The following is a 26,260-nucleotide window of genomic DNA, read 5'->3' as shown; positions in this document are numbered from 1 at the left end:
TTCCAATGATCTGGAAAGGCGGCGCCTATAGATTGGAGCAGCGCTTAAGGCAACCTACCAGGCGTGGCGCGCGCCGTCGCGCTTGAGGAAGCCACCCGACTGTTCGGGAGTGAGCCGCTCGATCAGCTGCCGCATCTCGCTGACACTCTGCGCCGCAGTCGTCGGCGCGTTCTTGCCGCCCATGCGGGTCTTCACCCAACCGGGGTCGACCGTGATGGCGATCAGGCCGCGCGGCTTCACTTCGATCGCCAGGGCGTGCCACGCCATGTTCAGCGCCGCCTTGCTGCTGCGGTAGGGAACGTAGCCGCCGGTGCTTTCGCCGATGCTGCCCAACCCGCTGCTGAGCGCGACCAACTTGCCACCCGGCGCGCGGAGCTTCGGCAGCACCGAGTGCGCGAGCAGGTAGGGGCCGATGCTGTTTGACACCATCATCTCGGCCCAGGCGCGGCCGTCGTGGGCGGTTTCGGCCTGCTCCGGCAGCCAGGTGCCGGCGTTGGCGACCAGCAGGTCGAGATCCTCGACGCGCGCGCCGAAGCTGGCGACCGCCTCAAGATCGCGCATGTCCAGGCGCTCGATTCGAACGCCAAGGGCCTCTAATTCGGGGCTGCTTTCGCGCACGCTGGCGATGACGTTCCAGCCGTCGGCAGCATATTGGCGCGCGAATTCCAGGCCGATGCCACGGTTCGCGCCAGTGATCAGGACAGTGGGCATGCCGCGCAAACAACCCGCGCGCCCGCTTGTTTCCCTTTAGTCAAACAGGCTGGATACGCTCGCTTCGTCGGAAATCCGCCGGATCGCTTCCGCCAGCAGTGGCGCCACGGTGAGTCGGCGCAGCTTGCCGCCTTTCTCGTCGGCTTCGCCGCTCCAGATCGAATCGGTGACGACCAGCTCCGACAGGTCGGACTTTGCGACTCTCGCAGCGGCGGCGCCGGACAGTACGCCGTGGGTGCAATAAGCGAACACTTCGACCGCCCCCTGCTGCTTGAGCGCCGCGGCTGCGTTGCACAGCGTCCCGGCCGAATCGACGATGTCGTCGATCAGGATGCAGGTGCGGCCGTCGACTTCGCCGATGACGTTCATCACTTCCGATTCGCCGGCCCGTTCGCGGCGTTTGTCGACAATCGCCAGCGGCACGTTGCCGATGCGCTTGGCAAGGCTGCGGGCGCGGACGACGCCGCCGACGTCGGGGGAAACGACGGTCAGTTCGCGGCTACCGAAGCGCGCCTGGATGTCGGAAGCGATCACCGGAGAGGCGAACAAATTGTCGGTCGGGATGTCGAAGAAGCCCTGGATCTGGCCGGCATGGAGGTCGATCGACAGCACTCGGCTGGCCCCCGCGACGGTGATCAAATTGGCGACCAGCTTGGCCGAAATCGGCGTCCGCGGGCCCGGCTTTCGGTCCTGCCGCGCATAGCCGAAATAAGGGACGACCGCGGTGATTCGCTTGGCCGACGCGCGCCGCAGGGCGTCGATGCAGATCAGCAGCTCCATCAAATTGTCGTTGGCCGGGTAGCTAGTCGACTGGATGACGAAGACGTCCTCGCCGCGGACGTTCTCGTTGATCTCGACGAAGATTTCCTCATCGGCGAAGCGGCGGACGCTCGCCTCGGTCAGCGGCATTTCAAGGTAATCGGAGATCGCTCGCGCCAACGGCGGATTGCTGTTCCCGGCGAGCAATTTCATCTGTTCGATCCCCCTGGCGGTCATACTCGCCTTAGCGGCCCGCCGGCCAAGCGCAAAGCTGTTGGTTGCCGCTCCGCGTTCGAGCGCTAAAGCGGGGCTGTGACCGACCGCCTGACCATTGCCCTGGCACAGATGAACCAGCGGGTCGGGGACTTGGCGGGCAATGCCGACCGGATTCTGGCGCTGCGCAAGGAGGCGGCCGGGGCCGACCTGCTGATGGTGCCGGAGCTGCAGCTAACCGGCTATCCGCCCGAGGACCTGGTGCTGAAGCCCGAGTTCGTCCGGCGCACGATGGAAGCGGCAGAGCGGCTGGTCGACGCCACGGCCGACGACGGCCCGGCGCTGCTGTTCGGGACGATCGTCTCGGAAGGTGGGGCCAATTACAATGCGATGGTGCTCGCCAACCACGGTCGCGTGCTTGGCCGGACCTTCAAACGCGAGCTGCCCAATTACGGCACGTTCGACGAGAAAAGGGTTTTCGCGTCCGGCCCGCTCCCCGAACCGATGGAATTCAACGGCATCAGGCTCGGCGTCCCGATTTGCGAGGACATCTGGCTGGAACCGGTCTGCGCGCATCTGGCGAATGCCGGCGCGGAGCTGATGCTGGTGCCCAACGGCAGTCCCTACGAGCTCGACAAGGACGACCTGCGGCAGCGGCTGGTGCGCTCGCGCGTGGTCATGACCGGGTTGCCGATGATCTACCTCAACCGTGTCGGCGGCCAGGATGAGATCGTCTTCGACGGATCATCCTTCATCATGCACGCCGATGGCGAAGTGGTCGTGCAGATGGCCGATTGGGAAGAGCAGCTGCTGATGACCGAATGGGCGCGGCAGGGCGACGGCTGGACTTGCCTGACCCGGGAGAAGCGGGAGCTCGATCCGTACCCGGCCGATGTCTATCACGCGATGATGATGGGCCTGCGCGATTATGTGCAGCGCAACGGCTTTCCCGGCGTGATCCTTGGCTTGTCCGGCGGCATCGACAGCGCGCTGTCGGCGGCGGTGGCGGTCGACGCACTTGGACCCGACAAGGTCTGGGGGGTGATGCTGCCGTCCAAATACACTTCGGACGAAAGCCTGGACGACGCCCGCGAGTGCGCGCGCCTGCTCGGCTGCCGCCATGACGTCATCCCGATCGCGCCGGCGGTCGAGGCGCTTGGGCAGATGGTGCCGGACCTCAATAAGCTGGCGCAGGAAAACGTGCAGGCGCGGCTTCGGATGGTCGCGCTGATGGGCCTTTCGAATACGCATGGGCCCATGCTTCTAACCACCGGCAACAAGAGCGAGATGAGCGTCGGCTACGCCACGCTCTACGGCGACATGGCGGGCGGCTATTCCGTGTTGAAGGACGCGTACAAGACCACCTGCTTCGCGCTCTCGCGCTGGCGCAATCGGGTGAAGCCGGGCGGCGCGCTCGGGCCGGATGGGCCGGTCATGCCCGACAACGTCATCACCAAGGCGCCGACGGCCGAGCTCAGCCCCGGCCAGAAGGACGAGGATTCGCTGCCGCCCTACGCGCTGCTCGACCGAATGCTCGAGGCGCTGATCGACAAAGAAATGTCGGTCAAGGAAACGGCGCTCGCGACCGGCGCCGACCTAGCCCTGGTCAGCGAGATCGAGCGCAAGGTGCTGCTGGCCGAATACAAGCGCCGGCAGGCGCCGCCCGGCGTGAAGATCGGCGCCCGCAACTTCGGCCGCGACCGCCGCTACCCGATCAGCAATTTCTTCCGCACGAGCAAATGAGTCGCTAGCGTCGCATCGGGCTGGGGGGTGAAGCATGTTCAATACCGTCCGGCACTGGTGGGACAGCGGTCGCGGCAAGATGACCGTCCGCCTTTTCCTGTTCGAATTATTCGTCGTCATTATTGGCGTGCTTATTGCCCAGTCGGTCGCCGGCTATGCCCAGCGGCAGTCCGAACTCAGGCACATGGAAGCGGAGCGGTCGCGGCTGCAGTCGGAGCTGGAGGGCGTCCATGCTTTTGTGAAAGCCTGGCGCGCGGGTGTTCCTTGCCTTGCCGAGCGGATGACTCAAATCATGTCCGGCGCATCATTCCGGCCAAGCGAGCTCCGGCGCCCGCGCTTCCCGACGCCGGCATATGCGGCGCCGTCGACGGAGGTACTCGACCTGCTGGCCGCCAAATATGGGGCAAAGGACAAGGATGACCTGAACTGGGTCGGAGGCAACGTCGCCAATTCGAGCACGGTCATCGCGTCGATCATTGCGCGCTGGGGGCGCCTGATGCTTATCGACCCCGCCAACGGGCAAGTCACTGCTAGCGATCGGGCCGAGGCCCGGATGGCCGCCGCCGACATCAAGGCCCAGTTGCGGGCGATGGAGGTGATTGCGAACGATACGGACGATGTGCTCACCCGGATGAACGTCGGGTCGCGCAATCCGGTTGAGTCGGACTATGGCCCCGCCACAAGCTGCGCCGCGATCTGGAACAGCGGCCGGCTCGACCCGCTGTTGCGGACGAAGTGAGTGGCCCTTGGTGACAGGCCGGTAGCGAGCGCTTAGGCGGACGCGATGACCGTCACCACTCGCTTCGCGCCGTCGCCGACCGGCCGGCTGCACGTCGGCAATATCCGCACTGCGCTCCACAATTTCCTGTTCGCGCGCAAGCATGGCGGGCGTTTCCTGCTGCGGATCGACGACACCGACGCCGAGCGCTCGACCGCTGCGTTCGACCAAGCAATCCGCGACGATCTCGACTGGCTTGGCCTGTCGCCCGACCAGGTGGTTCGCCAATCGGATCGCTTCGACCTGTATGAGCGGGAGTTCGAGCGGCTCAAGGCGGCCGGGCGGGTCTATGCCTGCTTCGAGACGGCCGAGGAGCTGGAGCTTCGGCGCAAGGTCCTGCTCGGCCGTGGCCTGCCGCCGGTGTACGAGCGTAAGTCGGAGGATGCGTCGGCGCCTGAGGGCCGGTCGCCGCACTGGCGCTTCAAGCTCGACCATGGCGCGCCGATCGTTTGGACCGATCGCATTCGCGGCGAGCAGAAATTCGACCCGAAATTGCTTTCCGATCCGGTGGTGCGGCGCGAAAACGGAAGCTGGCTGTACCTGCTGCCAAGCGTCATTGACGATATCGACCTGGGCATCACCGACGTCGTTCGGGGCGAGGACCATGTCTCCAACAGCGCCGTCCAGATCCAGATGTTCGAAGCGCTCGGCAGCGATCCGCCGCATTTCGCGCACGAAGCGCTGCTGGTCGCTGCGGAAGGCAAGTTGTCGAAGCGACTTGGTTCCTACGGCGCCGAGCATCTGCGCGAAGAAGGAGTCGAGCCAATGGCGCTGCTGTCGCTGCTGGCCCGGATCGGAACCTCACAGCCGGTCGAGCCCGTCGCGCGGCTCGACGACCTCGCCGCCGCCTTCGATTTCGCGCATTTCGGCCGGGCGCCGGCGCATTTCGACCCGCACGAGGTCGAGCTGCTCAATGCCCGTTTGCTGCACCTGTCCGACTTCGCGGCGGTGCGCGATCGGCTGCCGGCGTCGGTGACGGAAGACCTGTGGCTGCTGCTGCGCGCCAACCTTGAGCATCTGTCGGACATCGACGCCTGGCTGGAAGTCGTCTCAGGCGACATTCCGGCGCCCAACCTGTCGCACGACGACCTCGCCTTCGTGCGCGAAGCGGCCACTGTCGCCGAGACGATCGACTGGTCGGCGGAACCGTGGAAGGCGCTGACTTCAACCTTGAAGGAAAGGACGGGGCGCAAGGGCAAGCCCTTGTTCCTGCCGCTGCGACTGGCAATCACCGCGCGGGAAAGCGGTCCGGAGATGGCGCCGCTGGTCGAAAGCATCGGCAAGGCCCGAGTGATCGAGCGCCTGCAGGCCGCGGCCCGCCGCTGACTTTGCCATTGCCTTTCGTGTAATGTTGTAACATCATCTCTCGACTCACGATGAGAGGAGTCGGAAATGACGACCTACGCTCCCGTACCCGCCTTTGCCGAGCGAAAGAGTGCTCCCAAGACGCTGACCATCATTATTGCGGGCCACGCCGTGCTGCTCGCCGCCGTGATCACGGCGAAGATGGACTTGCCGGCGTCCTTTGGCCCGACGCGGACGGTCGTCGACCTGATCGAAGCGCCCAAGGATCCGCCCCCGCCGGAGCCGCGGGCCGAGCCGACGGCAAAGCCGGTTCGGTCGGTGATCGACCGGCCGCTCCCGCTCGTGCCCCTGCCCGCCGAGGACGATGCGCCGGCGATCGACACGACCCCCGTCGTCCTTCCCAACAGCGGCCCGGTGATCGGGCCGAGCAGGGATCCGGTCATCGATCTCAAGCCGGTGCCAAAGCCATTGCCGGTGCGCACCGGGCCGCGCTTCGCCACGCCCGATTCGCAGCTGCGCCCGCCTTATCCGGCGGACAAGATCAGTTCCGAGGAGGAGGCGTCGCTGCGGCTGCGGCTGACCATCGATGAACGCGGCCGAGTGACCGCGGTCGATCCGGTCGGCGCCGCCGATGCGTCATTCCTGACGGCTGCGCGCAAGCATTTGATCGCTCACTGGCGCTATCGGCCCGCGACCGAGGACGGGCGCGCGGTAGCGTCGAGCACGGTCATCACCCTCCGCTTCCTGCTCGATGAATAGCCTTAGAGGCTAAGGCTCAAGGAAATGGTGGCGGCGTGGTCGCTGCTGTCTTCGCCACCCCGGACGAACCGGTGCTGGTTCAGATAGCCGGCCTCCAGGTTGAGCGACTTGCTCAACGGCGTCGTGATCGCGACCGCGTTGCGCATCCGGTCCACGCCGGTTCGCGACTGGAAAGGCACGGCGTTGAGGTTGATGAAAGTCTCGTTGCTCAGGTTCAGCGACGTCTTCGAGCCCTTGCCGAGCGGAATCTGGTATCGAAGGTAAGGCCGGGACCGCCAGCCGGTGCCGTCGACGCCGTCGCGCCAGCGCTGCTCGAACCGCAATCGCGCACTGAGCTTGCCCGGCCCGACCTTCGCGAAATTGTCCACGGTGATCTGCTCGCGAAAGCGGTGCTCGAGCACGGTGAAGTCGCCGCCATCATATTGCGGATTGTGGGTGTAGCCGGCCCAGACCGTCGTGAGCCTGCCGAGTTTGTAGCCCAGCAGCGTGTTGGACTCGACTTCGCACAGGCCGTTCCGATCGGCACTGAAGCGAGTCACCAGTTCCTGCGACAGCCGCCATTTGTCCGACAGCTTCACGCCCACCGACGCGGTCGTCCACAGTTGCGAATCCTCGCTTGCCGACGCCGGTGCGGCGATGGCGGCGAGACAGGCGAAGGCGGCGAGGCGGTGTTGGCGCATGGCTTCGCCTAATCTGGCGTTCGCCGAAGCGCAACGAAGGGTGAACTCTTCGCTTTCGACCGGGGTAGCGGACGCGGCGGCGCGCGCTTACATTCCGCTCATGTCCTGGTTTCCAAGCCCCGTCGGTCCGCGCGCCGCTTTTGCCGACTTGCGCGCCTTCATGCGCAATCGCAGCCGCGAACAGACCATCGGCGCCGCCTTGGCAGTTCTGGTCACGATCATCATCGTCATCATGTTTTTCGTCGACTCGAAGATCAACACCGCCCCGCCGGCACAGATCATCTACGTCGAGCAATGGAGCGTGAACCGTACCGACGCGGAAATCATCGCCGACCAGAAGAAAGACCAGGAGCGCAAGCGCGCCTACGAGCTCGAGAAGCAACGGCAATTTCAGAAACTCGAAAAACGGTTCGGGCTCTAGCCAGCGACCGCCGCTTCATGGCGCTGGCCGTGAAGCTTGGCGAGGGCGCGCGCGGCAGCACCGCGCCCAATCCCAACGTCGGCTGCGTCATCGTCGCCGCGGCGGGCGAGATCATCGGCCGTGGCGCGACCCAGCCGGGTGGACGCCCCCATGCCGAAGCGGTCGCGCTCGCCGAGGCGGGCACCCGGGCAGAGGGTGCGACGGTCTATGCGACGCTCGAGCCTTGCGCTCACCGGAGCGCGCGCGGCCCCGCTTGCGCCGACCTACTGATTGAAGCGCGCCCTTCGCGCGTCGTTGTTGCGCTGAAGGACCCCGACCCGCGCACGAACGGCGACGGCATCAAGCGCCTGAGCGCCGCCGGCATCGACGTCAGGGTCGGTACTGGGCGATCCGCCGCCGCGGCCTCGCTCGCCGGGTTTCTCACCCGGCTGAGGAGCGGCCGGCCGCGGATCACGTTGAAGCTGGCGCTGTCGATCGACGGCAAGATTGCGCTTCCGTCGGGCGAATCGAAGTGGATTACCGGCACCGACGCTCGCGCCCACGTGCACCTTGAACGCGCGCGCACCGACATGATTCTCGTCGGGCGCGGGACCTACCTGGCCGACCAACCGGCGCTCGACGTTCGACTGCCCGGCCTGGAGCAGCGTTCGCCGCGTCGCGCGCTGTTGACTCGCGGCGAGGCGGTCGAGGGATGGGAAACCCTGCGTTCTCCGCAAGATGTCTGCCGACTTCATGACGTCAACGACCTGCTGGTCGAAGGCGGCTCGGCGACTGCAACCGCATTCCTGACGGCCGACCTCGTCGACCGGATCCTGATCTACCGCGCGCCGATCATCGTCGGCGAGGGGAAGTCGTCGTTCGGCTATGTCGGCCTCGATGCCATCGCCGATGCGCACGGCCGCTGGGCGCTGGTCGACGAGCGCCGCCTCGGCCCCGACCGGCTTGAAGTTTACGAGCGGGTGCGGCGGGCCTAAGCGGCGGCGATGTTCACCGGTATCATCACCGACGTCGGCACCGTCCGCGCCGCCGAGCAGCGCGGCGACCTGCGCCTGACCATCGGCTGCGGCTACGACCTGGCGACGGTCGACCTCGGCGCCTCGATCGCCTGTTCGGGCGTGTGCCTGACGGTCGTCGACAAGGGCCACGACTGGTTCGCGGTCGATGTGTCGAACGAAACCCTGTCGCGGACCGCCCCGGGCCTGTGGAGCGAAGGCGCGCGGCTGAACCTCGAGCGGCCGCTGCGCATCGGCGACGAGCTGGGCGGGCATTTTGTCACCGGCCATGTCGATTGCGTCGGGGAAGTCGTCGGCACCTGCCCCGAAGGCGGGTCGACCCGTATCGGAATTGCCATCCCCGCCGAATATGCGCCGCTGGTCGCCGCCAAAGGGTCGATCACGGTCGACGGCGTTTCGCTGACCGTCAACGCGGTTCGCGAGGCGGAAGACGGACGGACGCACTTTTCGGTCAACATCATCCCCCACACCGCGAGTTGCACGACGTTGGGGAACGCTAGCGCCGACGTACATTTCAATGTGGAGTTCGACGTGCTGGCGCGCTACCTCGACCGGATGCTGCAAGCCAGAGCACAATAGGAACTCGAGTAGCGCGCTTGCAATCACATTATAATGTGATATTGAGCGCTCATGAGCACGAATCTCATCGAGCGTATCAACGCGATCATCGAAACCGGGGAAGTCAGCCGCTCGGCGCTTGCCCGCGCCGCCGGCCTCCATCCCAACTCCCTGCGCAAGCTCGGCGCCGCTGACTGGAATCCCACCGCGGACACGCTCGGGCGGCTCGAGAAGCTGATCGAGCGCGGGAATACGGAGGCGCTGGTCGGCGCCGAAGCGATCCTCAACGAGGCGCGCAACGGCCGCATGTTCATCCTGGTCGACGACGACGACCGAGAGAATGAGGGCGACCTGGTCATTCCGGCGCAGATGGCGACCCCGGACGCGATCAACTTCATGGCTCGCCACGGCCGCGGCCTCATTTGCCTGACCTTGACCCAGGAGCGCGCTGCTACCCTGGGGCTGCAGCCGATGACGCAGACCAACCGAAGCCGCAACGAAACCGCGTTCACGGTCTCGATCGAGGCGAAGGAAGGCATTTCCACCGGGATCAGCGCCGCCGACCGCGCGCGCACCATCGCCGCCGCCATCGACGCCGCCAACGGCGCTGACGCCATTGTGTCGCCCGGCCACGTCTTCCCGCTGGTAGCTCGCCCCGGCGGGGTGCTGGTCCGCGCGGGCCACACCGAGGCGGCGGTCGACGTCGCCCGCCTCGCCGGTCTGAATCCCAGCGCGGTCATCTGCGAGATCATGAGCGACGACGGGACCATGGCGCGCCTCGACGACCTGATGGATTTCGCGCGCACCCACGGCCTCAAGATCGGCACTATCCGCGACCTGATCGCCTACCGGCTGAAGAAGGACCACATGGTCGAGCGGGTCGCCGCCTCCCCGTTCACGGCCAGCTCGGGCGCCAAGTGGCAGGCGGAGGTCTTCCGCGACAAGGCGACGGGCGGCGAGCAACTAGCGCTGGTGCACGGCACGCTGGACCCCGAACGGCCGGCCCTAGTCCGGATGCACAGCCTCGACCTGTTTGCCGACGTGCTTGGTGAAGCGGGGGAGCGCAGCGGAATCCTCCAGGCGGCCATGCGGATGATCGAGGCCGAAGGCTCGGGAGTCATCGTCGCGCTCCACGCCGCGTCGCCTGGATCGCTGTCTCGTGCGACGGACCTGCGCTCGGGCAAGCCGGCCGAAACTGGCGACGCCTTTCGCAGCTACGGCATCGGCGCGCAGATCCTCGCCGCGCTTGGCGTGCACGACATGATCCTGCTGTCGAACACGCGCCACTCCCCGGTCGCGCTGGCCGGTTATGGTCTGGCCATCGTCGAAGAACGGCCGATCGTGGCGGAGGGCTGAGGCAAATGGCGACCATCCTGATCGCCGAGGCGCGATTCTATCCGCACTTGAACGACATGCTGCTGGCCGGGGCCCGCCGCGCCATCGAAGCGGCCGGGCATAAGCATGAAACGGTCACCGTCCCCGGCGCGCTAGAGCTTCCGGCGGCGATCAGCCTGACCGCCAAGAGCGGGCGCTTCTGTGCCTTCGTCGCGCTTGGCGTCGTCATCCGCGGCGAAACCTATCATTTCGAAGTCGTCGCGGAGGAGAGCGCCCGTGCGCTGATGGACCTCACCCTCGACGGCTTCGCCATCGGCAACGGCATCCTGACGGTCGAGAACGAAGCGCAGGCGATAGAGCGTGCCGACCCCGAGCATGGCGACAAGGGCGGCCACGCCGCGCGCGCCGCTTTGTCTCTCTTCGACCTTCGCGAGCAGTTCGCCTAGGCGGCCTTGGCCTGCGCCAATGTCGGATAGTCGACGTAGCCGGCAGCGTCGCCGGCGTAGAACGTCTTCGTGTCGGCAGGCGCGAGCTCGGCGCCAAGCCGGATCCGCTCAACCAGGTCGGGATTGGAAATGAACGGGCGGCCGAAGCTGATCGCGTCGGCGACGCCCTCCGCCATCCGCGCGATGGCGTTGGCGCCGACATAATCGGCATTGAGCACGATCTTGCCCGAATAAAGCGGCCGCATGGCGGGGCTGACGCGCTCGGTGGGAGCGATACCCAGTGCGTTCGGGATCGTCGGCTCGCGCAGCTCGATCCAGGGCACGCCAAGGTTTTCCAGCCGCTTGGCCAGCGCGGTGAACAGCGCGATCGGATCTTCGTCCTCGATCCCTTGGGAAAGGATGTTGGGCGAAAAACGGATGCCGACGCGGTCCATGCCGATGGCCGCGCCGACCGCCTCCAGCACCTGCGAGGCGAAACGCATCCGGTTTTCGATCGAGCCGCCATATTCGTCGGTCCGCGCATTCGCGGAGCTGCGCAGGAATTGGTCGATCAGATAGCCGTTGGCGCCGTGGATCTGGATTCCGTCGAAGCCGCCGGCGATCGCATTCTTCGCCGCCGCCACGTAATCGGCGGTGATCCGGCGGATGTCGTCGACCGTTGCCGATCGCGCCTCGACGTAGGGCTTCTTGCCTTCGTATGTATGGGCCAGGTCCGGCGCGGTGGTGGCCGAGGAGGAGACCGGCTGCCCGCCGCCAAGGTCGGGATGCACCAGCCGGCCCATGTGCCACAATTGGGCGGCGATCCGGCCGCCGCGTTCGTGCACGGCGGCAGTCACTCGCTTCCACCCTTCGACCTGCGCGTCGTTCCACAGCCCCGGCGCATTGGGCCAGCCGAGACCCTCGCGGCTGATGCCTGTCGCTTCGGAAATGATCAGCCCGGCGCTCGCGCGCTGGCCATAATATTGCGCCATCAGCGCGTTGGGGATCCCGTCGCGGCCGGACCGGGCGCGGGTGAGCGGCGCCATGACGATGCGGTTGGAAAGCGGGATAGCGCCAAATTCGGCAGGGTCGAACAAGGTGGGCATGCGCACGTCCTTCAACACTTTTGTCGCGGGGCAGATAGTTGCGCCCTGCAACCTATTCCACCGCGATTCCGCTTTGCGCGTCATAAGCAGGTTTGATGCATTGGGCAGCCTTTCGCGCTTCCGTGCGCGCCGCGAACCTTTTAACCGGCCCGCGTGACCGACCGCAGATCCAACACCGTCCCCTTCATCGCCTTGCTCGTCGGCAGCTGCAGCCTCGCGTTCGGCCCGTGGCTAGTCAGGCTGGCGGATGTCGGGCCGGTCGCGGCGGGCTTTTGGCGGCTGAGCCTCGCCATCCCGTTCCTGGTCCTGCTCGCTTACGCATTCCGCCAGGCGCCGCATTGGCCGCGCCGAGCGCTGGTGTGGACGATCTTCGGCGCCGCCCTGTTCTACGCGGCCGACCTGGCGCTGTGGAACATCGGCATCCGCATGACCAAGCTCGGCAACGCGACGCTGTTCGGCAACATTTCCAGCTTCGCCTTCGCCGCCTGGGGCCTGTGGATCGCGCGCCGCTGGCCGACCCGGTTGCAGGCGGCCGCGCTCCTGCTTGCCGCTGCCGGTTCGGCGCTGCTGATGACCGGCAGTTACGAGCTTTCGCCGCGCAACTTCCGCGGTGACTTGTTCGCGCTGGTCGCCGGGCTCCTGTACACCGGCTATCTGATCGGGATCGAGCGCGCGCGCGGCGACCTGGCGGCGCTGCCCTTGTTGCTGCTGGCGACCGCGTTCGGCGCGGCGATGCTGCTTCCGACCAGCCTTGCCCTGGGCGAACAGGTGTGGCCGCGCGATTGGACGCCGGTGCTGATTTTCGCGCTCAGCAGCCAGGTGATCGGCCAGGGATTGCTGGTCTATGCGATCGGGAAGCTTCCGCCGATCGTCGTGGGGCTCGCGCTGCTTACACAGCCGGCCATTTCCGCCTTCGTCGGCTGGCTGGCCTACGATGAGACGCTCTCGGCGCTCGATTTCACCGGCGCCATCGCCATCGGCCTGGCGCTCGTGCTGGTGCGGCTGCCCCAGCGGGACTTGCGCCAACCGGCGGCGCAGCCCAGTTGAACGGCATGGAAGAGCCGAGTCCACTCGAGCAGATTCGCCGGCGGATGGCGCTCGCGCTGGGCGAGAATGCCGTGTTCGACGGCTGGACCCGTGCCGCAGTGGATGCCGCCGCCGACCAGCTCGGGATCGACCGTGCACAGGCGCGGCTGGCGGTGCCCAAGGGCCAGGCCGCGATGGTCGAGCTGTACATCCAGGGCGTCGACCTCGCGCTTGAGGAACAGCTTCCGCCTGAGCAGCTGATGGCGCTCAAGATCCGCGAACGAATCCGGACCCTGGTCTGGACCCGGCTCGAAATCATGGCCCCGGCGCGCGAAGCGGTGCGGCGCGGGCTGGCCATCCTCGCCATGCCGCAGAACCTCGCGCTCGGCGCCCGGACCGGCTGGAACACCGCCGACCTGATGTGGCGCCTGGCCGGCGACACGAGCACCGATTACAACCATTATACGAAGCGGATCACGCTTGGCGCCGTTTACGCGTCGACACTCGTCGCCTGGCTCGACGACAATAGCGAAGGCTGGGCCGACACCGCCGGCTTCCTCGACCGCCGAATCGACAATGTCATGCAGTTCGAACGGTGGAAGGCGCAGTGGCGGGGGCAGGAGCATTTCAGCGTCGCCCGCTTCCTCGGTCGCCTGCGTTACCCGCCGCGCTAGGCGGTTTCGTCGCTAATACAGCGGTCCGGGCGAGCGGCTATTCCCAAAGCCTGCCGTTATTGATAATCATTCTCATATGAACGCGCCGTTCAAGCTCGATTCGCTGCCGCTGGACCAGCTGGCGGTCGGCACACGCGCCCATGTCGCGTCGATCGATTGGGCGGCGCTGGACGAGGGCGAGGCCTGCCGGCTGCGCCATTTCGGGTTTGACGAAGGCGTGGCCGTGGAACCGCTTCACCTTGGCCCGTTCGGACGCGACCCGCTGGCCGTCCGGGTTGGGCGGATGACCGTCGCGATCCGGCGTATTCATGCGCACGCCGTCCGCGTCGTCCCGATCAGCTGACAATCCGATGAACCCGCTCCCGCTGGTGGCGGTGGTCGGCAGCCCCAACGCCGGCAAGAGCGCCCTGTTCAACGCCCTCACCGGCGCCCGCCAGAAGGTCGGCAATTATCCCGGGGTGACGGTCGAGCGGAAATCGGGCCGCCTGCTGCTCGCCGACGGGCGCCCGGTTGAAATGGTCGACCTGCCCGGCGCCTATAGCCTGGACCCCGCAAGCCCCGACGAAGCGGTCACGCGCGACGTGCTGTTCGGCAAGCAGAAGGGGGAACGGACGCCCGACGCCTTGTTGATCGTCGTCGACTCATCGAACCTCGACAACCACCTGCGCTTCGCGCTCCAGCTGATCGAATTGGGCCTGCCGACGGTGGTGGCGCTCAATATGATCGACATGGCCAAGCGCGACGGGCTCGAGCTCGACGCGCAGCGCTTGGCGATGGAGCTTGGCGTGCCCGTCGTCCCAACCGTCGCCGTGCGCCGCCGCGGGGTCGCCGAAGTGCAGTCGGCGCTGGACGAACTGCTCGCCGGGCCGGTCCGCCGGCCGATGCCGGACATCCCGACCGACCTGTTGCACCTGCAGCGCCGCGCGAGAGACATTGCCACCACGGCCGTGATCAGCGAAAGCCCGGTGCGCCGCTGGACCCACCGGCTCGACTTCGTCTTGCTTCACCCGGTCGTCGGCCCGCTGATCCTGGCGGCGATCCTGTTCGTCATGTTCCAGGCGGTCTTCGCGTGGAGCGAGCTACCGATCGGCTGGATCGAGGCGGGCATGGCCGCGCTCGCGCAGGGCGTCACCGCGCTGGTCCCCGACGGCTTGCTCCGCTCGCTGCTGGTCGACGGCGTGATCGGCGGAGTCGGCGCAGTGGTCGTCTTCCTGCCCCAGATCCTGATCCTGTTCTTCTTCATCCTGCTGCTCGAAGCGAGCGGCTACATGGTCCGCGCCGCCTTCCTGATGGACAAGCTGATGCACGGCGCCGGCCTGTCGGGCCGCGCCTTCATCCCGCTCCTGTCCAGCTTCGCCTGCGCTGTGCCCGGCATCATGGCGACCCGGACGATCGACAATCCCAAGGACCGGCTGACGACGATCCTGGTCGCGCCGCTGATGACTTGCTCGGCCCGGCTGCCGGTCTACACGTTGATCATCGCCGCCTTCATTCCGGACCGCAGCGTCGGTGCCGGGGTCGGGCTGCAGGGCCTGGTCATGTTCGGCCTGTACATCGTCGGCGTGGCAGGGGCGCTGCTGGCCGCGCTGGTCCTGCGCGGCACGATCCTCAAAGGCGGCGGCGGCGGCTTCATGATGGAACTGCCCAAATACCAGATGCCGTCGATCAAGGATGTCGCGCTCGGTCTTCTGCAGCGCGCGACCATCTTCCTCAAGCGGGCCGGGACCATCATTCTCGGCACCACCGTTCTGCTGTGGGCGCTAGCCAGCTTTCCGCAGGCCAAACCGGGCGAAAGCCAGGTCGACGTGTCGATTGCCGGGCGCATCGGCAGCGCGATTGAAACGGTGGTCCGGCCGATCGGCTTCAACCACGACATCGCCATGGCGCTGCTGCCCTCGATGGCCGCACGCGAAGTCGCGGTCAGCGCCATCGCCACGGTCTACGCGATCGATGCCAGCGACGAGGAAGCGGCCAGCGCCACCCTTGCCGAGCGGCTTCAGGGCCGCTGGTCGCTGGCGACTGCGCTGGCCTTCCTCGCCTGGTTCGTCTTCGCGCCGCAGTGCATCTCGACGATTGCCGTGACCCGGCGCGAAACCAATAGCTGGAAGTGGCCGCTTTTCATGGTGACTTACCTGTTCGCGCTCGCCTATCTCGCTGCAGGGGCGACCTATTGGATTGCAGTCGCCGCCGGACTTTAGGGAGAGAGACGTGGCAGGCAGCGTGAACAAGGTCATCCTGGTGGGGAACCTCGGCAAGGACCCCGAGTCGCGCAGTTTCCAGAATGGCGGCGAAGTCGTCAGCTTCAGCGTCGCGACGTCGGAAAGCTGGAAGGACCGCAACTCCGGCGACCGCAAGGAAAAGACCGAGTGGCACAATGTCTCGATCTTCTCCGAAGGGCTGGCCCGAGTCGCCAAGAGCTATTTGCGCAAGGGCTCGAAGGTCTACCTCGAAGGCCAGCTGGAAACCCGCAAATGGCAGGACCAGTCGGGCAACGACCGCTACACGACCGATGTCGTCCTGCGGAACTTCAACAGCGCGATGGTCCTGCTCGACAGCCGTGACGGCGGCGGTTCGGGCGGTGGCTCAGGCGGCGGTGGCCGCGATTTCGGCGACGACAGCTTCGGCGGCGGCAGCAGCCGGGGCGGCGGTTCGCAGTCCCGTCCGCAGCCGGCGGCGTTCGACACCGACCTGGACGACGACGTTCCCTTCTAGGTTTCAGCTCCTCTAGGTTTCGGCCCTTCTAGGTTTCGGAATCGCCGCCGCGCTTAAGTTTCGCAAGCGCGGCGAAGGGCCCTGCTTCCCCTTCGCTAAGGACGCCCGCTTCCTTGAGCGTCATTTCAGCATCGGGGCTGCGCGGGTAGGGCTCCATCGCCAGCGCCAGGCTGTCCGCGATCGCAGTGCCGAGGTCGATCGCCTGCCCATCGTAGAAAACCACGTCGCAATCGTCGGCGCCAAGCTCGATTTCCTCGTCCGGCGTGCCGGACGTCGGGGCTGGCACGAAGTTGAGCTCGAACGCCTCGTCAACATGCTCGGCCACCGGTTCCCCGGTCGCCACGCAACGCTGCGACAGGGCCGCTTTCAACCGTCCGCGTGCGCGCACTTCGGCGCCCGTGCGATCGAGGATTGCGTGCGCGTCGAGCCGGTCGAGCGAGACCAGGCGCAGGCGTTCGGCAATGGCCTGCCGCTCCGCTTCGTCGGCGACGAGGTCGAGCCGCTGCCCGCCGGCGATTCGGTCGAGTGGCAGGCGGTGGGCGAAGCCGTCGGTCATCAGAACCTGCCTTCCATAAGCGCGCTGCCGCTGGCGCGCACGAGTCGCGACCACAGGTCACGCAGCCTGCCAACGGTGAAGTCCAGCTGCGTGTCCGACATGTCGCCGCCGCGATAGACGCTCGATCGCGCCGCCGCGCCCCAGTCGCCATCGGCGGCGATGACCGCGCGCCATTCCCCGACTCGACGGGAAAGGACACCGACCATCTTGCGCACGCGCTTCCCCAGGGTCGGGTCGTTGAGGCCGAGCTGCCGGTGCTCGGCATCCATCGCCTCGATGAAGCGCTCGGTCAGCGCGGCGGAGATCACCGCGCCGTCCGCCTCGCTGTCGAGCCGGACCGTGACCAGCGCGCAAACCGTGGCCAGCATCGCGAAGCGACCGTCGAGCGTGTCGGGCACGCCGCCAGCGGTGTACCAGTCCGGCTGCCGCGCCTCGCCGACCACAGCGTCGAACAACTGCTGGCCGCGGGGCGGTTCGTTCGTTAATCTCCGGAACAGGAAGCGCAGCATAGGTCCTTGACGGCTTAGGGTTGCGCTTGGTGCGCGCCGCCGGATAGTGGCCGGCAGGGGCTTCAGGCAAGAGAAGGTGTCGTTGGTATGAAGGTTGCGCTGGTCAAAATGGCGGTCGCGGTCGCGGGCGCTGCCCTGCTGGCCGGGTGCGCCGGCAGCCGCGACCACCGCGGTGCCGTCCTCGAAAAGGAAGTTTATTCCGCGATTCAGCCTGGCGTCGACAACAAGGAATCGGTCGAAAAGACGCTCGGTCGCCCGACGTTCACCGGCCAGTTCAGCGAGAACGATTGGTATTATCTCTCGCGCGACACCAACACGCTGGCGTTCCGCAATCCGAAGGTCGCCGAGCAGACGGTGCTTCGCGTCCGCTTCGATCCGAAGGGCAATGTCGCTTCGGTCCAGACGTCGGGCAAGGAGCTGATCGCGTCGATTCGTCCGAACAAGGACCTGACCCCGACGCTCGGCCGCAAGAAGAGCTTTTTCGAGGAGTTCTTCGGCGGCATCGGCAGCGTCGGATCGGGCGGGATCGTTCCGCAGGGCGACCAGTAAGCCGACGCGCTTGCAGGCAGCGGCGTTTAGCGGCATCGCTCGGCGATGACCGCGACGCCTGCCGGCATCACTTATAAAGACTATCTCGCGCTCGACGAGCTGTTGTCGGCGCAGCGGCCGCTGTCGACGCTGCACGATGAAATGCTGTTCATCGTCATCCACCAGACCAAGGAGTTGTGGCTCAAGCAGATGCTGCATGAGCTCGATCTTGCCATCGACCTGGTCGGCCAGGACCGGTTCGCCCCGGCTTATAAGGCGATGGCCCGGGTCAACCGGATCCAGTCGGTGATGACCTTGTCGTGGGACGTGCTCGCGACGTTGACCCCGGTCGATTACATGGCGTTCCGCGACGTGCTCGGAACCTCGTCGGGCTTCCAGTCGGCGCAGTTTCGCGAGCTCGAATATCGGCTCGGCATCAAGGACGAGCGCTTCCTCAAGCATTATCCGGCCGACAGCCATGAGCATGACCGGCTACTCGCCGCGCTGGAAAAGCCGAGCCTGCGCGAGGCGGCACACGACGCGCTGCGCCGCGCCGGCTTCGACCTTGGCGACGGTTCGGATGAGATGCTCGCGGCCGCCTGGCTCCAGGTGTATCGCGACTCCGATCGATGGTTCGACCTTTACCAACTCGCTGAAAAATTGATGGATCTTGATGACGCCATGGCATCGTGGCGGCACAAGCACGTGCTCACCGTGGAGCGCATCATCGGCAACAAGCAGGGCACTGGCGGGTCGGCGGGCGCGGCTTACTTGCGCTCGACCCTGGAAAAGCGCGCCTTCCCCGAATTGTGGGCGATCAGGACCGAGCTTTGAGCTTCAAGGCGCTGTTCTCGCGAAGCCTTGGCGCGGCGCCCGGTCGACTGCACTTCGCCGCGCATAGCCATCACCTGTGGCCCGACGCCAGCTTCGACGGCCAAGTGGAATGCTGGAACGATGCCGCCACGCTCGCCGACCGCAAGTGGGATCGGATCATGGGCGAAGTCTGGCCGGAAGCGCAGCGCCACGTCGCCGCCGAACTGGGCACGGCAATGGCCGACGCGATTGTCTTTGCCCCCAATACCCACGACCTGCTGGTCCGGATCGCCAGCGCATGCCCACGGCAAGGCGCTCGGTTGCGGGTCCTGACCAGCGACGGCGAATTTCACAGCGCCCGGCGCCAGTTCGCCCGCTGGGCCGAAGATGGCTGGCTGGACCTCGAAACGGTCGCCACCGACCCGGCGGATAGCTTCGGCGAGCGTTTCCTCGATCGTGCCCGCGCGGGCGAACACGACCTCATTATGGTCAGCCAGGTGTTGTTCGGGACCGGCCGGATTTTCGACCGGGTGGCGGAATTGGCCGCGCTTGGCGCTACTGCCGGGCCATGGGTGGTGATTGATGGCTATCACGCCTTCATGGCGCTGGATCGTCCGTTCGGTGCGGACTCGGGGCGATCCGCCTTCTTCCTTGGAGGGGGGTATAAATATGCGATGGCGGGGGAAGGGTGCGCCTTCATGCACGCGCCACCCGGCTTCGGCCCGCGCCCGCCGGTGACGGGCTGGTTCGCCGAGTTCGAGGATTTGAGCCTTCCGCCCGGCAGCGTCGGCTATGCGCCGGACGCGATGCGGTTCATGGGCGCGACGTTCGACGCCAGCGGGCTCTATCGATTCAACGCCGTCCAGCGGATGCTGGCCGCGCAAGGGCTAAGCACGCCGGACGTCTCGCAGCACGTCGCGCACCTCCAGCAACGGATGGTCGATACGCTCGACGGCACGGCGTTCGCCAGCGCGGAGCTGCTCAACCCGCCGGGCGACGGCGACCACGCGCGCTTTCTCGCTTTCCGCAGCCCCCATGCGCAACGGTGGTGCGACGAACTCAAGGCCATCGACTGCATCACCGACGTTCGCGGCGACGTGATCCGGCTTGGTTTCGGAATCTATCAGGATGAGGCCGACGTCGACCGCTTCGCCGCGCTTGCAGGCCGGCTCTCCGCTTAGGCGAGCGGTCACCGGGCCGGGGGGTTGCCGCTCCGACCCGAGCGTGCGAGCGACGGGCGGATGAGCGACGAAGCGACCAATCCCGCCCGCACGCGCGTCCTGCTCCTGCTGCTGCTCGCCTACATCTTCAATTTTCTCGATCGCCAGATCGTCAGCATCCTGAAGATTCCGATCAAGGCCGAACTCGGCCTCACCGACACCCAGCTCGGGCTGATGGGCGGGATCGCCTTCGCCAGCGTCTATTCCACCCTGGCCATCCCCATCGCCCGTTACGCCGACCGCACCGGAAGGCGTGCCCGGGTCATCGGCATCTCGGCCGCGATTTGGAGCCTCTTCACCGCGCTGTCCGGCTTCGTGACCAATTTCGGCCAGCTGTTCGCCGCCCGGATGGGCGTCGGGGTCGGTGAAGCCGGCGGAGTTGCACCCAGCTATGCGCTCATCGCCGAACATGTTCCGGCCAACCGCCGCGCACGTGCCTTCGCAATCTTCAGCCTGGGCATCCCGATCGGCTCCGCGCTCGGCCTGTTCTTCGGGGGCTGGATCGCCGAAGCGGTTAACTGGCGCACCGCGTTCGTCGTCATCGGCCTGGCCGGCCTGCCGGTCGGCTGGTTGATCGCGACGCGGGTACCGGAATCCGCGTCGGGTGAGCCGCGGGTCGACCAGGCGCAGCCCGGGTTCGGAGCGATCGCGGCCCAATTGGCCAGGCTGCCAAGCTTCTGGCTGCTTTCGTTTGGCGCTGCGTCGGCATCTGTCGCCGGCTATGGCCTGGCGTTCTGGCTGCCTTCCTATTTCAGCGAATCGCTCGGCCTTTCGCTCGGCAGCATCGGCACGTTTTTCGGAACCATCGTGCTGATCGGGGGAATCGCGGGCATCTACCTTGGCGGGCTGGTCGCCGACCGTCTGGGCGGGGCGAGGATCGCGGCCTACGCGGCCACGCCGGCGTTCGCCTTCCTGCTGACCGCGCCGATGTTCGGTGCGGCAATGGCGGTGGAATCGAGGATCGTGGCGGGGCTGTTGTTCACATTTGCCTACGCGCTGTCGCTGGTTTGGCTCGGGCCGATCGCCAATGGCGTGCAGATGCTGGTCGAGCCGGCGCGGCGAGCGACCGCCTCGGCCTGCTTCCTGCTCATTAACAACCTCATCGGCATCGGCTTCGGGACATTCATCTTCGGGTTCATCGCCGATGCGCTCCGGCCGACCTACGGCGCCGACGCAATGCGCTATTCGATCAATTACGGTCTGGGCTTCTACGCGGTTGCAGCGGCGCTCTGCGGCATTGCAGCGTTCACCATTAAGCGGGACGCCTATCAGGCAAGTGCCTGAACCGCCTGGACATTCTGGGTTCACCCGAATGCGGTAGGATGCCTGTTCGCTTGGACTGGCGGTGGAACGGAGGCTTAGGCCAGCCGTTCTCCCCGCAAGCATTTACAGGAGAATCCTGATGAATACGTTCCTTTTGGCCGCCGGTGTGGCGGCCCTGGCAATTTCCGCTCCGGCGGCCGCCAAGCCCGGCGGCGGCAACGGTGGCGGACAGGCTGCCCATGCGCAGCACGGCGGCGGCGGTGCGAAGGCAGCGCGCGGCGGCGGCGGCGGTGGCGCCCCGAAAATGGCGCGCGGCGGCGGCGGGCAGAAGGCCCACGCGCCCATGCGCTTCGCCCAGCAGCAGCAGCCGAAGGCCCACAAGGCGCCCAAGGTCCAGCAGCAGCAGCGCTTTGCCAAGGCCGACCGCGGGCCGCAGATGAAGCACGACCGCAAGGCGAATGCCCAGCATTTCGACCGCCAGGTCCGCATGGCCGGAAACGGCAAGGGGCAAGACAAGGCAATCGCGCGGCAGATGAAGCAGGTCGAAAAGGGCCGCGGCCAGCTGGCCGACCGAGTCTTCGACCGCCGCAACGGCCAGGCCGTTCGGATTGCTGATGCGAACCGCAACATCGACATCTTCCGCGACCGCGACTGGCAGCAGCGGGCGATCGCGCTGAACGCCAATGGCTTTGCCAACGGCTGTCCTCCCGGGCTGGCCAAGAAGGCCGTCGCGTGCGTCCCTCCGGGCCAGGCCAAGCAGTTGGTCGGCCAGCGCTACGACACCGTCCAGCGCGCGCTGGCGATGAGCGCTTTGCCCAGCAGCCTGTCGTATCTGTATCCTGATACCGACGATTATTATTATCGGTACGGCAACGGGTACGCCTACCAGGTCAACCGGGAAAGCCAGCTGATCAGCGCGCTCCTGCCGCTGTTCGGCCTCGGCGTCGGCGTCGGCCAGCAGTTCCCGACGAACTATATGGGCAGCAATTACATGCTGCCGACGTCGCTGCAGCCGTTCTATGCGAGCTATCCGAACACCGATTATCGCTACGCCAACGGCTATGTGTACGAAATCGACCCCTACACCGGCCTGGTGCAGGACGTCGATCCGATGCTCGGCTATGGTTATGGTTACGGGCAGATGATGCCGGCCAGCTATTCGGCCTACAACGTGCCATACAATTATCGGCCGCTGTATCAGGACTCGTCGGACTATTATTACCGCTACGCGCCGGGCTCGATCTATCGGGTCGATGCGGGCAGCGGCCTGATCGACCAGGTTGCAGCGCTGCTGACGGGTGGTTTCGGCGTCGGCCAGCCGCTGCCGGCAGGCTATGGCGCCTACAACGTGCCGCTTGGCTATCGTGACCAATATTACGATACGCCCAACGACTGGTACCGTTATGCCGACGGCAACATCTATCGGGTCGATCCGACGACCCAGTTGGTCACCGCAATCGTCGCTGCGCTGACCTAATTACGAAAGTTGGGATCGGGAACGGCCTCGCAAGCGTTGCGGGGCCGTTTCTATTCGTATCGAACAACGGCAGGAGAGAATTAATGATCAAGCAAGTGCTTCCGCTGGTGGCATGCGCGGCGCTGGCGCTGCAAGGGTGTGACGGCAAGGGCGCGGATAACCGCTCCACCGAACAGTCGTCCGCGGCCAAGGACGCGGCCGGCAGCAAGACGATTGCCGCCGGGCTTGATCAGAACGGCGCCTTCTTCAAGGCGCTAAAGTCGGTCGGGCTCGATGCCACGCTCGCCGGCCAAGGGCCCTACACCGTGCTCGTTCCCGCCGACCAGGCGCTCGCCGGGTTGCCGCAGGGCGAAGCCGCGCAGCCGCAGGACCGCGCCCGGGTGACGGGCATCCTCACCAACCACATCCTGCCCGGGACGATCCTGGCGGCGGACATCGGCAATGCGATCGATGCCGGCAAGGGCAAGGCGCAGCTTGCAACGATGGGTGGTGGCACCATCACCGCGACCAAGGACGGCGACACGATCGTGCTGACCGACGCCGCGGGCGGCAAGGCGACGGTCACCGGTTCGGACGAGAGGTTCTCCAACGGCGTCGTCCACCGCATCAGCGGCGTGCTCCAGCCGGCACAGGCGGAAAAGGCCGCCCCGGCCGCCGGCTAGGCGACCGCGCGCCGACCGCCCACTCGCGCGCCATTACCCCACTGGCACACCTGCAAACGGCCGCTATAAACGGGGCAGTTGATTAGGTTTCACTGGGGGCATGGCGCGCGATGAAGGCGACGATTGAACGGGCGACACTCTTGAAGAGCCTCGGCCACGTCCAGTCGGTCGTGGAGCGCCGCAATACGATCCCGATCCTGTCCAACGTGCTGATCGAGGCGCGCGAGGACAATTCGATCCGGCTGATGGCGACCGACCTCGACCTGCAGGTCGATGAAAGCGTTCCGGCGACGGTCGGCACCCCGGGCGCGATCACGGTGTCGGCGCACACCTTGTTCGATATCGTTCGCAAGCTGCCCGACGGCAGCCAGGTCGAAATGAACGCGGCTGACGGCAAGATGCAGGTCAATGCCGGCCGCGCCCGGTTCAACCTGTCGACGCTGCCCCGCGACGATTTCCCGGTGATTGCGGAAGGTGACCTGCCGACCCGCTTCGAACTTCCGGCGGCCACGCTGCGCCAGATCATCGACAAGACCCGCTTCGCGATTTCCAGCGAGGAGACCCGTTACTATTTGATGGGAATCTTCCTGCACGTCGCCGACGACCAGCTAAAGGCCGCTGCGACCGACGGGCACCGCCTGGCCCGCGTCGTCCTGCCCAAGCCCGACGGCGCCGACGGGATGCCGGACATCATCATCCCGCGCAAATGCGTGGCCGAGCTTCGCAAGCTGCTCGAAGAGGTCGAAGGCACCGTCGAAGTGTCGATGTCGGCGACCAAGATCCGCTTCGGCCTGGGCAGCGCGGTGCTGACAAGCAAGCTGATCGACGGCACCTTCCCGGATTACACCCGCGTGATCCCGACGGCCAACGACAAGCTGCTGAAGCTCGATCCCAAGACGTTCGCGCAGGGCGTGGACCGCGTTTCCACCATCGCCAGCGAAAAGACCCGCGCGGTGAAGATGACCGTCGACCGCGACAAGGTGACGTTGTCGGTCACTTCGCCTGAGGCCGGAACCGCGACCGAAGAACTGCCCGCCGACTATGGCGGCGATACGATCGAGATCGGCTTCAACGCCCGCTACCTGCTCGACATCCTCGGCGAGATCGACGGCGATACGGTCGAAGTCCACCTCGCCGACGCCGCGGCCCCGACGCTGCTGCGCGAGAATGACAAGTCGAACGCGCTGTACGTCCTCATGCCGATGCGGGTCTGAGCGAGGAACCAGAGGCGATGGACGTCGAGGTCGAAAACCCGCACGACCATGTCGCGCACCGGACCGGCCATCAATGGCTGGACAAGGTGCTTCCGATTTCCGCCCTGTTCGTATCCTTCATCTCAATCCTGATTGCCTGGCATCACGGGCAAGTGATGAAAGAGCTGGTGCATCAGAACGAGCGCCTGGTTCAGGCGAATTCACTGCCTTACCTGACGACCGGTTTTGAGGCCGATCTATCGAAGCCGGGCGAGCGATTTGCAACTTTGCGATTCAGCAACGATGGCATTGGCCCAGCTGAAATACGTTGGGCCGAATATAGGCTCGACGGTAGGCCAAAAGATAATATGGCGGCGGTCCTCACCGCCTGCTGTAACGCGCCCGGCAAAATCAGAAGCCTGCAAAGCTCCTTGGCTGGAACGATGCTTCGCGCTGGAAGCGACACTACCTACTTCGAAATTCGGGAAATTGGGGCGACCAGCGCAGCCGTCGAGAAGCTGATCAAGACCGTGCAGGAAAACCGCCTAGTCGCCAAAGCCTGCTACTGTTCGGTCTTCGGCGAATGTTGGACGGCCGCGACCAACATTGAGCGACCGGTTCCGGTGCATTCCTGCCCTATTGTGCGTCGCGAAGAAGGTTAGCAGGTTCCTCCTCCACCTGGCTTGTTCTAAGCCGGCACGGTGCACGTTACCCGCCTCGCGCTTACCGACTTCCGCTCTTACGCTGAGACGTCGCTGGACGCTGGGCCCGGCTTCGTCCTGCTGTTCGGCGAGAATGGGGCGGGGAAGACCAACCTGCTGGAAGCTGTCTCGCTCCTCGCTCCGGGACGCGGCCTGCGTGGAGCGTCGCTGGCCGAAATGGCGCGCATCGGCGGCTCGGGCGGCTTTGCGGTCGCGGCCCGGCTTGGGGAGGTTGAAATTGGCACGGGCACGTCCCCGGCCACGCCCGAACGGCGGCAGGTGCGCATCAACAGCGCGCCCGCCGCAGTCAATTCGCTTTCGGAATGGCTATCCGTCCTCTGGCTGACGCCGGCCATGGACCGTTTGTTCGCCGGCACCGCTGGCGAGCGGCGCCGCTTTCTCGACCGGCTGGTTCTGGCGCTGGAGCCCGATCACGCGCACCATTCGTCCCGCTACGTGGCCGCCATGCGCGCCCGCAACAAGCTGCTGGCGGAGATCGAGCAGGCCGACCCTGCCTGGCTCACAGCCCTCGAACTGCAGATGGCGGAGCATGGCGCCTCGATAACCGGCGCCCGCGCCCGGACCGTCGAAGCCCTTGAGGGGCAGCTGGACGCGACGCCGGACGACCAGTTTGCGCGCGCCGCGATCGCCATCGAAGGCTTGAACGCGGGGAATCTCGCGGACGCCTTGCGCACTGGCCGCGCCCGCGACGCCGCCGCCGGCCGAACGCTTTCCGGCCCGCACCGGCAGGACCTGGCGGTGATCCATGCGACCAAGGCGATGCCGGCGTCGCGCTGCTCGACCGGCGAACAGAAGGCGCTGCTGCTTGGCCTGATCCTGGCCCATGCCGAACTGGTCGCCGCCCGTCGCGGTGCAGCGCCGATCCTGCTTCTGGACGAGGTCGCGGCCCATCTCGACCCCGTTCGCCGCGCCGCGCTGTTCGATCGGCTGGAGGGAAAAGGCCAGGTCTGGATGACTGCGACCGAGGCCCAGCTGTTCGACGGCATCGGCGCCGCGAGCCGCTTCCAGGTTCATCCGGGGGGCGTCGTGGCCGCCTAGGTGGACTTTTTACCCCAAGGCCCTATATTGCACCGCAGCACGAGGCGCTTTCAACAAGCGG

General features: G+C 66.2%; 29 protein-coding genes. 23 read left to right on the top strand and 6 right to left on the bottom strand.

Annotated elements, in window-relative coordinates; genetic code table 11:
- Positions 1–54 precede the first annotated feature (54 nt).
- On the bottom strand, positions 55–711 hold the full coding sequence (locus G7078_RS01095; protein WP_166092130.1) for an SDR family oxidoreductase: 657 nt from the start codon (positions 709–711) through the stop codon (positions 55–57).
- 36 nt (positions 712–747) lie between these two features.
- Complete coding sequence (locus G7078_RS01090; RefSeq protein ID WP_166096008.1) at positions 748–1,683, bottom strand: ribose-phosphate pyrophosphokinase; 936 nt, start codon at positions 1,681–1,683, stop codon at positions 748–750.
- A gap of 99 nt (positions 1,684–1,782) precedes the next feature.
- On the opposite strand from G7078_RS01090, the gene G7078_RS01085 reads away from it, so the two are divergent.
- The 4 genes from G7078_RS01085 to G7078_RS01070 all read left to right on the top strand — a co-directional run bounded on the left by G7078_RS01085 (position 1,783) and on the right by G7078_RS01070 (position 6,268).
- On the top strand, positions 1,783–3,426 hold the full coding sequence (locus tag G7078_RS01085) for an NAD+ synthase (protein WP_166092128.1): 1,644 nt from the start codon (positions 1,783–1,785) through the stop codon (positions 3,424–3,426).
- A gap of 34 nt (positions 3,427–3,460) precedes the next feature.
- A complete protein-coding gene (locus G7078_RS01080) occupies positions 3,461–4,165 on the top strand; it encodes a hypothetical protein (RefSeq protein ID WP_166092126.1) in 705 nt (234 codons plus the stop codon).
- Positions 4,166–4,210: 45 nt separating this feature from the next.
- The gene (gltX, locus tag G7078_RS01075; protein ID WP_166092124.1) at positions 4,211–5,530 is read left to right on the top strand and encodes a glutamate--tRNA ligase; all 1,320 of its coding nucleotides are present in this window, start codon (positions 4,211–4,213) and stop codon (positions 5,528–5,530) included.
- Between the two features lie 66 nt (positions 5,531–5,596).
- Positions 5,597–6,268, top strand: coding sequence for an energy transducer TonB (locus G7078_RS01070; protein WP_166092122.1), 672 nt, complete (start codon positions 5,597–5,599; stop codon positions 6,266–6,268).
- A 2-nt stretch (positions 6,269–6,270) separates the two neighbouring features.
- Here G7078_RS01070 and G7078_RS01065 read toward each other — a convergent pair whose 3' ends face one another.
- Positions 6,271–6,948: a DUF2490 domain-containing protein gene (locus G7078_RS01065; RefSeq protein ID WP_166092120.1), complete on the bottom strand. Its 678-nt coding sequence runs from the start codon at positions 6,946–6,948 to the stop codon at positions 6,271–6,273.
- 100 nt (positions 6,949–7,048) lie between these two features.
- Between G7078_RS01065 and G7078_RS01060 the strand changes: the two genes are divergently transcribed.
- From G7078_RS01060 to ribH, 5 genes are read left to right on the top strand one after another with little or no spacing between them, the layout of a single operon-like run.
- On the top strand, positions 7,049–7,369 hold the full coding sequence (locus G7078_RS01060; protein ID WP_166092117.1) for a hypothetical protein: 321 nt from the start codon (positions 7,049–7,051) through the stop codon (positions 7,367–7,369).
- Positions 7,336–8,343: a bifunctional diaminohydroxyphosphoribosylaminopyrimidine deaminase/5-amino-6-(5-phosphoribosylamino)uracil reductase RibD gene (ribD, locus tag G7078_RS01055; RefSeq protein WP_281346925.1), complete on the top strand. Its 1,008-nt coding sequence runs from the start codon at positions 7,336–7,338 to the stop codon at positions 8,341–8,343. Before G7078_RS01060 ends, ribD begins: the two co-directional genes overlap by 34 nt.
- Positions 8,344–8,352: 9 nt before the next feature.
- Entirely contained in the window at positions 8,353–8,961 is a 609-nt protein-coding gene (locus tag G7078_RS01050; protein WP_166092112.1) for a riboflavin synthase, read from the top strand.
- 51 nt (positions 8,962–9,012) lie between these two features.
- Complete coding sequence (gene ribB, locus G7078_RS01045; RefSeq protein WP_166092111.1) at positions 9,013–10,296, top strand: 3,4-dihydroxy-2-butanone-4-phosphate synthase; 1,284 nt, start codon at positions 9,013–9,015, stop codon at positions 10,294–10,296.
- 5 nt (positions 10,297–10,301) lie between these two features.
- Positions 10,302–10,721, top strand: coding sequence for a 6,7-dimethyl-8-ribityllumazine synthase (gene ribH, locus G7078_RS01040; RefSeq protein ID WP_166092109.1), 420 nt, complete (start codon positions 10,302–10,304; stop codon positions 10,719–10,721).
- Here the strand turns inward: ribH and G7078_RS01035 are convergent.
- Complete coding sequence (locus G7078_RS01035) at positions 10,718–11,806, bottom strand: alkene reductase (protein WP_166092106.1); 1,089 nt, start codon at positions 11,804–11,806, stop codon at positions 10,718–10,720. The two genes, ribH and G7078_RS01035, sit on opposite strands and share 4 nt — an antisense overlap.
- A gap of 153 nt (positions 11,807–11,959) precedes the next feature.
- Between G7078_RS01035 and G7078_RS01030 the strand changes: the two genes are divergently transcribed.
- The 5 genes from G7078_RS01030 (at position 11,960) to ssb (ending at position 16,218) form a co-directional block, all read left to right on the top strand.
- A complete protein-coding gene (locus G7078_RS01030; RefSeq protein ID WP_166092104.1) occupies positions 11,960–12,853 on the top strand; it encodes a DMT family transporter in 894 nt (297 codons plus the stop codon).
- 5 nt (positions 12,854–12,858) lie between these two features.
- Positions 12,859–13,506: a COQ9 family protein gene (locus G7078_RS01025; RefSeq protein ID WP_166092102.1), complete on the top strand. Its 648-nt coding sequence runs from the start codon at positions 12,859–12,861 to the stop codon at positions 13,504–13,506.
- 76 nt (positions 13,507–13,582) lie between these two features.
- Positions 13,583–13,849 carry a FeoA family protein gene (locus G7078_RS01020; protein ID WP_166092100.1) on the top strand — a complete coding sequence of 89 codons (267 nt, stop codon included), beginning with the start codon at positions 13,583–13,585 and terminating at the stop codon, positions 13,847–13,849.
- A 7-nt stretch (positions 13,850–13,856) separates the two neighbouring features.
- Complete coding sequence (feoB, locus tag G7078_RS01015) at positions 13,857–15,704, top strand: ferrous iron transporter B (RefSeq protein ID WP_166092097.1); 1,848 nt, start codon at positions 13,857–13,859, stop codon at positions 15,702–15,704.
- Between the two features lie 10 nt (positions 15,705–15,714).
- Complete coding sequence (ssb, locus tag G7078_RS01010; protein ID WP_166092095.1) at positions 15,715–16,218, top strand: single-stranded DNA-binding protein; 504 nt, start codon at positions 15,715–15,717, stop codon at positions 16,216–16,218.
- A gap of 28 nt (positions 16,219–16,246) precedes the next feature.
- Here ssb and G7078_RS01005 read toward each other — a convergent pair whose 3' ends face one another.
- Positions 16,247–16,774, bottom strand: a complete 528-nt coding sequence (locus G7078_RS01005; RefSeq protein ID WP_166092092.1) for a YceD family protein — start codon at positions 16,772–16,774, stop codon at positions 16,247–16,249.
- On the bottom strand, positions 16,774–17,283 hold the full coding sequence (locus G7078_RS01000; protein ID WP_166092090.1) for a ubiquinol-cytochrome C chaperone family protein: 510 nt from the start codon (positions 17,281–17,283) through the stop codon (positions 16,774–16,776). Before G7078_RS01000 ends, G7078_RS01005 begins: the two co-directional genes overlap by 1 nt.
- 87 nt (positions 17,284–17,370) lie before the next feature.
- Here G7078_RS01000 and G7078_RS00995 point away from each other — a divergent pair, with 87 nt between their 5' ends.
- From G7078_RS00995 to recF, 9 genes are all read left to right on the top strand, one after another.
- Complete coding sequence (locus G7078_RS00995; RefSeq protein ID WP_166092087.1) at positions 17,371–17,832, top strand: outer membrane protein assembly factor BamE; 462 nt, start codon at positions 17,371–17,373, stop codon at positions 17,830–17,832.
- Positions 17,833–17,877: 45 nt separating this feature from the next.
- Entirely contained in the window at positions 17,878–18,645 is a 768-nt protein-coding gene (locus G7078_RS00990; protein ID WP_166092086.1) for a tryptophan 2,3-dioxygenase, read from the top strand.
- Complete coding sequence (locus tag G7078_RS00985; RefSeq protein ID WP_166092084.1) at positions 18,642–19,805, top strand: kynureninase/PvdN C-terminal domain-containing protein; 1,164 nt, start codon at positions 18,642–18,644, stop codon at positions 19,803–19,805. Before G7078_RS00990 ends, G7078_RS00985 begins: the two co-directional genes overlap by 4 nt.
- A 60-nt stretch (positions 19,806–19,865) precedes the next feature.
- On the top strand, positions 19,866–21,128 hold the full coding sequence (locus G7078_RS00980; RefSeq protein WP_166092081.1) for a spinster family MFS transporter: 1,263 nt from the start codon (positions 19,866–19,868) through the stop codon (positions 21,126–21,128).
- 118 nt (positions 21,129–21,246) lie between these two features.
- Complete coding sequence (locus G7078_RS00975) at positions 21,247–22,584, top strand: hypothetical protein (protein ID WP_166091706.1); 1,338 nt, start codon at positions 21,247–21,249, stop codon at positions 22,582–22,584.
- A gap of 83 nt (positions 22,585–22,667) precedes the next feature.
- A complete protein-coding gene (locus tag G7078_RS00970; RefSeq protein ID WP_166092078.1) occupies positions 22,668–23,246 on the top strand; it encodes a fasciclin domain-containing protein in 579 nt (192 codons plus the stop codon).
- Positions 23,247–23,356: 110 nt separating this feature from the next.
- Positions 23,357–24,460, top strand: coding sequence for a DNA polymerase III subunit beta (gene dnaN, locus G7078_RS00965; RefSeq protein ID WP_166092076.1), 1,104 nt, complete (start codon positions 23,357–23,359; stop codon positions 24,458–24,460).
- Between the two features lie 17 nt (positions 24,461–24,477).
- Positions 24,478–25,101: a hypothetical protein gene (locus G7078_RS00960; RefSeq protein ID WP_166092074.1), complete on the top strand. Its 624-nt coding sequence runs from the start codon at positions 24,478–24,480 to the stop codon at positions 25,099–25,101.
- A 39-nt stretch (positions 25,102–25,140) separates the two neighbouring features.
- A complete protein-coding gene (gene recF / locus G7078_RS00955; RefSeq protein WP_166092071.1) occupies positions 25,141–26,199 on the top strand; it encodes a DNA replication/repair protein RecF in 1,059 nt (352 codons plus the stop codon).
- The last annotated feature ends 61 nt before the right edge of the window (positions 26,200–26,260 follow it).

It is taken from the genome of Sphingomonas sinipercae (assembly GCF_011302055.1).
Classification (GTDB): domain Bacteria; phylum Pseudomonadota; class Alphaproteobacteria; order Sphingomonadales; family Sphingomonadaceae; genus Sphingomicrobium; species Sphingomicrobium sinipercae.
This window is presented reverse-complemented; position numbering and strand designations above follow the sequence as displayed.

What these genes read in the sequence shown, in the direction of transcription:
- G7078_RS01095 (WP_166092130.1), bottom strand. Translation starts at nt 711, where the DNA reads ATGCCCACTGTCCTGATCACTGGCGCGAACCGTGGCATCGGCCTGGAA.
- G7078_RS01090 (WP_166096008.1), bottom strand. Translation starts at nt 1,683, where the DNA reads ATGAAATTGCTCGCCGGGAACAGCAATCCGCCGTTGGCGCGAGCGATC.
- G7078_RS01080 (WP_166092126.1), top strand. Translation starts at nt 3,461, where the DNA reads ATGTTCAATACCGTCCGGCACTGGTGGGACAGCGGTCGCGGCAAGATG.
- gltX (WP_166092124.1), top strand. Translation starts at nt 4,211, where the DNA reads ATGACCGTCACCACTCGCTTCGCGCCGTCGCCGACCGGCCGGCTGCAC.
- G7078_RS01070 (WP_166092122.1), top strand. Translation starts at nt 5,597, where the DNA reads ATGACGACCTACGCTCCCGTACCCGCCTTTGCCGAGCGAAAGAGTGCT.
- G7078_RS01065 (WP_166092120.1), bottom strand. Translation starts at nt 6,948, where the DNA reads ATGCGCCAACACCGCCTCGCCGCCTTCGCCTGTCTCGCCGCCATCGCC.
- G7078_RS01060 (WP_166092117.1), top strand. Translation starts at nt 7,049, where the DNA reads ATGTCCTGGTTTCCAAGCCCCGTCGGTCCGCGCGCCGCTTTTGCCGAC.
- G7078_RS01050 (WP_166092112.1), top strand. Translation starts at nt 8,353, where the DNA reads ATGTTCACCGGTATCATCACCGACGTCGGCACCGTCCGCGCCGCCGAG.
- ribB (WP_166092111.1), top strand. Translation starts at nt 9,013, where the DNA reads ATGAGCACGAATCTCATCGAGCGTATCAACGCGATCATCGAAACCGGG.
- ribH (WP_166092109.1), top strand. Translation starts at nt 10,302, where the DNA reads ATGGCGACCATCCTGATCGCCGAGGCGCGATTCTATCCGCACTTGAAC.
- G7078_RS01035 (WP_166092106.1), bottom strand. Translation starts at nt 11,806, where the DNA reads ATGCCCACCTTGTTCGACCCTGCCGAATTTGGCGCTATCCCGCTTTCC.
- G7078_RS01025 (WP_166092102.1), top strand. Translation starts at nt 12,859, where the DNA reads ATGGAAGAGCCGAGTCCACTCGAGCAGATTCGCCGGCGGATGGCGCTC.
- G7078_RS01020 (WP_166092100.1), top strand. Translation starts at nt 13,583, where the DNA reads ATGAACGCGCCGTTCAAGCTCGATTCGCTGCCGCTGGACCAGCTGGCG.
- feoB (WP_166092097.1), top strand. Translation starts at nt 13,857, where the DNA reads ATGAACCCGCTCCCGCTGGTGGCGGTGGTCGGCAGCCCCAACGCCGGC.
- G7078_RS01005 (WP_166092092.1), bottom strand. Translation starts at nt 16,774, where the DNA reads ATGACCGACGGCTTCGCCCACCGCCTGCCACTCGACCGAATCGCCGGC.
- G7078_RS01000 (WP_166092090.1), bottom strand. Translation starts at nt 17,283, where the DNA reads ATGCTGCGCTTCCTGTTCCGGAGATTAACGAACGAACCGCCCCGCGGC.
- G7078_RS00995 (WP_166092087.1), top strand. Translation starts at nt 17,371, where the DNA reads ATGAAGGTTGCGCTGGTCAAAATGGCGGTCGCGGTCGCGGGCGCTGCC.
- G7078_RS00990 (WP_166092086.1), top strand. Translation starts at nt 17,878, where the DNA reads ATGACCGCGACGCCTGCCGGCATCACTTATAAAGACTATCTCGCGCTC.
- G7078_RS00980 (WP_166092081.1), top strand. Translation starts at nt 19,866, where the DNA reads ATGAGCGACGAAGCGACCAATCCCGCCCGCACGCGCGTCCTGCTCCTG.
- G7078_RS00975 (WP_166091706.1), top strand. Translation starts at nt 21,247, where the DNA reads ATGAATACGTTCCTTTTGGCCGCCGGTGTGGCGGCCCTGGCAATTTCC.
- G7078_RS00970 (WP_166092078.1), top strand. Translation starts at nt 22,668, where the DNA reads ATGATCAAGCAAGTGCTTCCGCTGGTGGCATGCGCGGCGCTGGCGCTG.
- dnaN (WP_166092076.1), top strand. Translation starts at nt 23,357, where the DNA reads ATGAAGGCGACGATTGAACGGGCGACACTCTTGAAGAGCCTCGGCCAC.
- G7078_RS00960 (WP_166092074.1), top strand. Translation starts at nt 24,478, where the DNA reads ATGGACGTCGAGGTCGAAAACCCGCACGACCATGTCGCGCACCGGACC.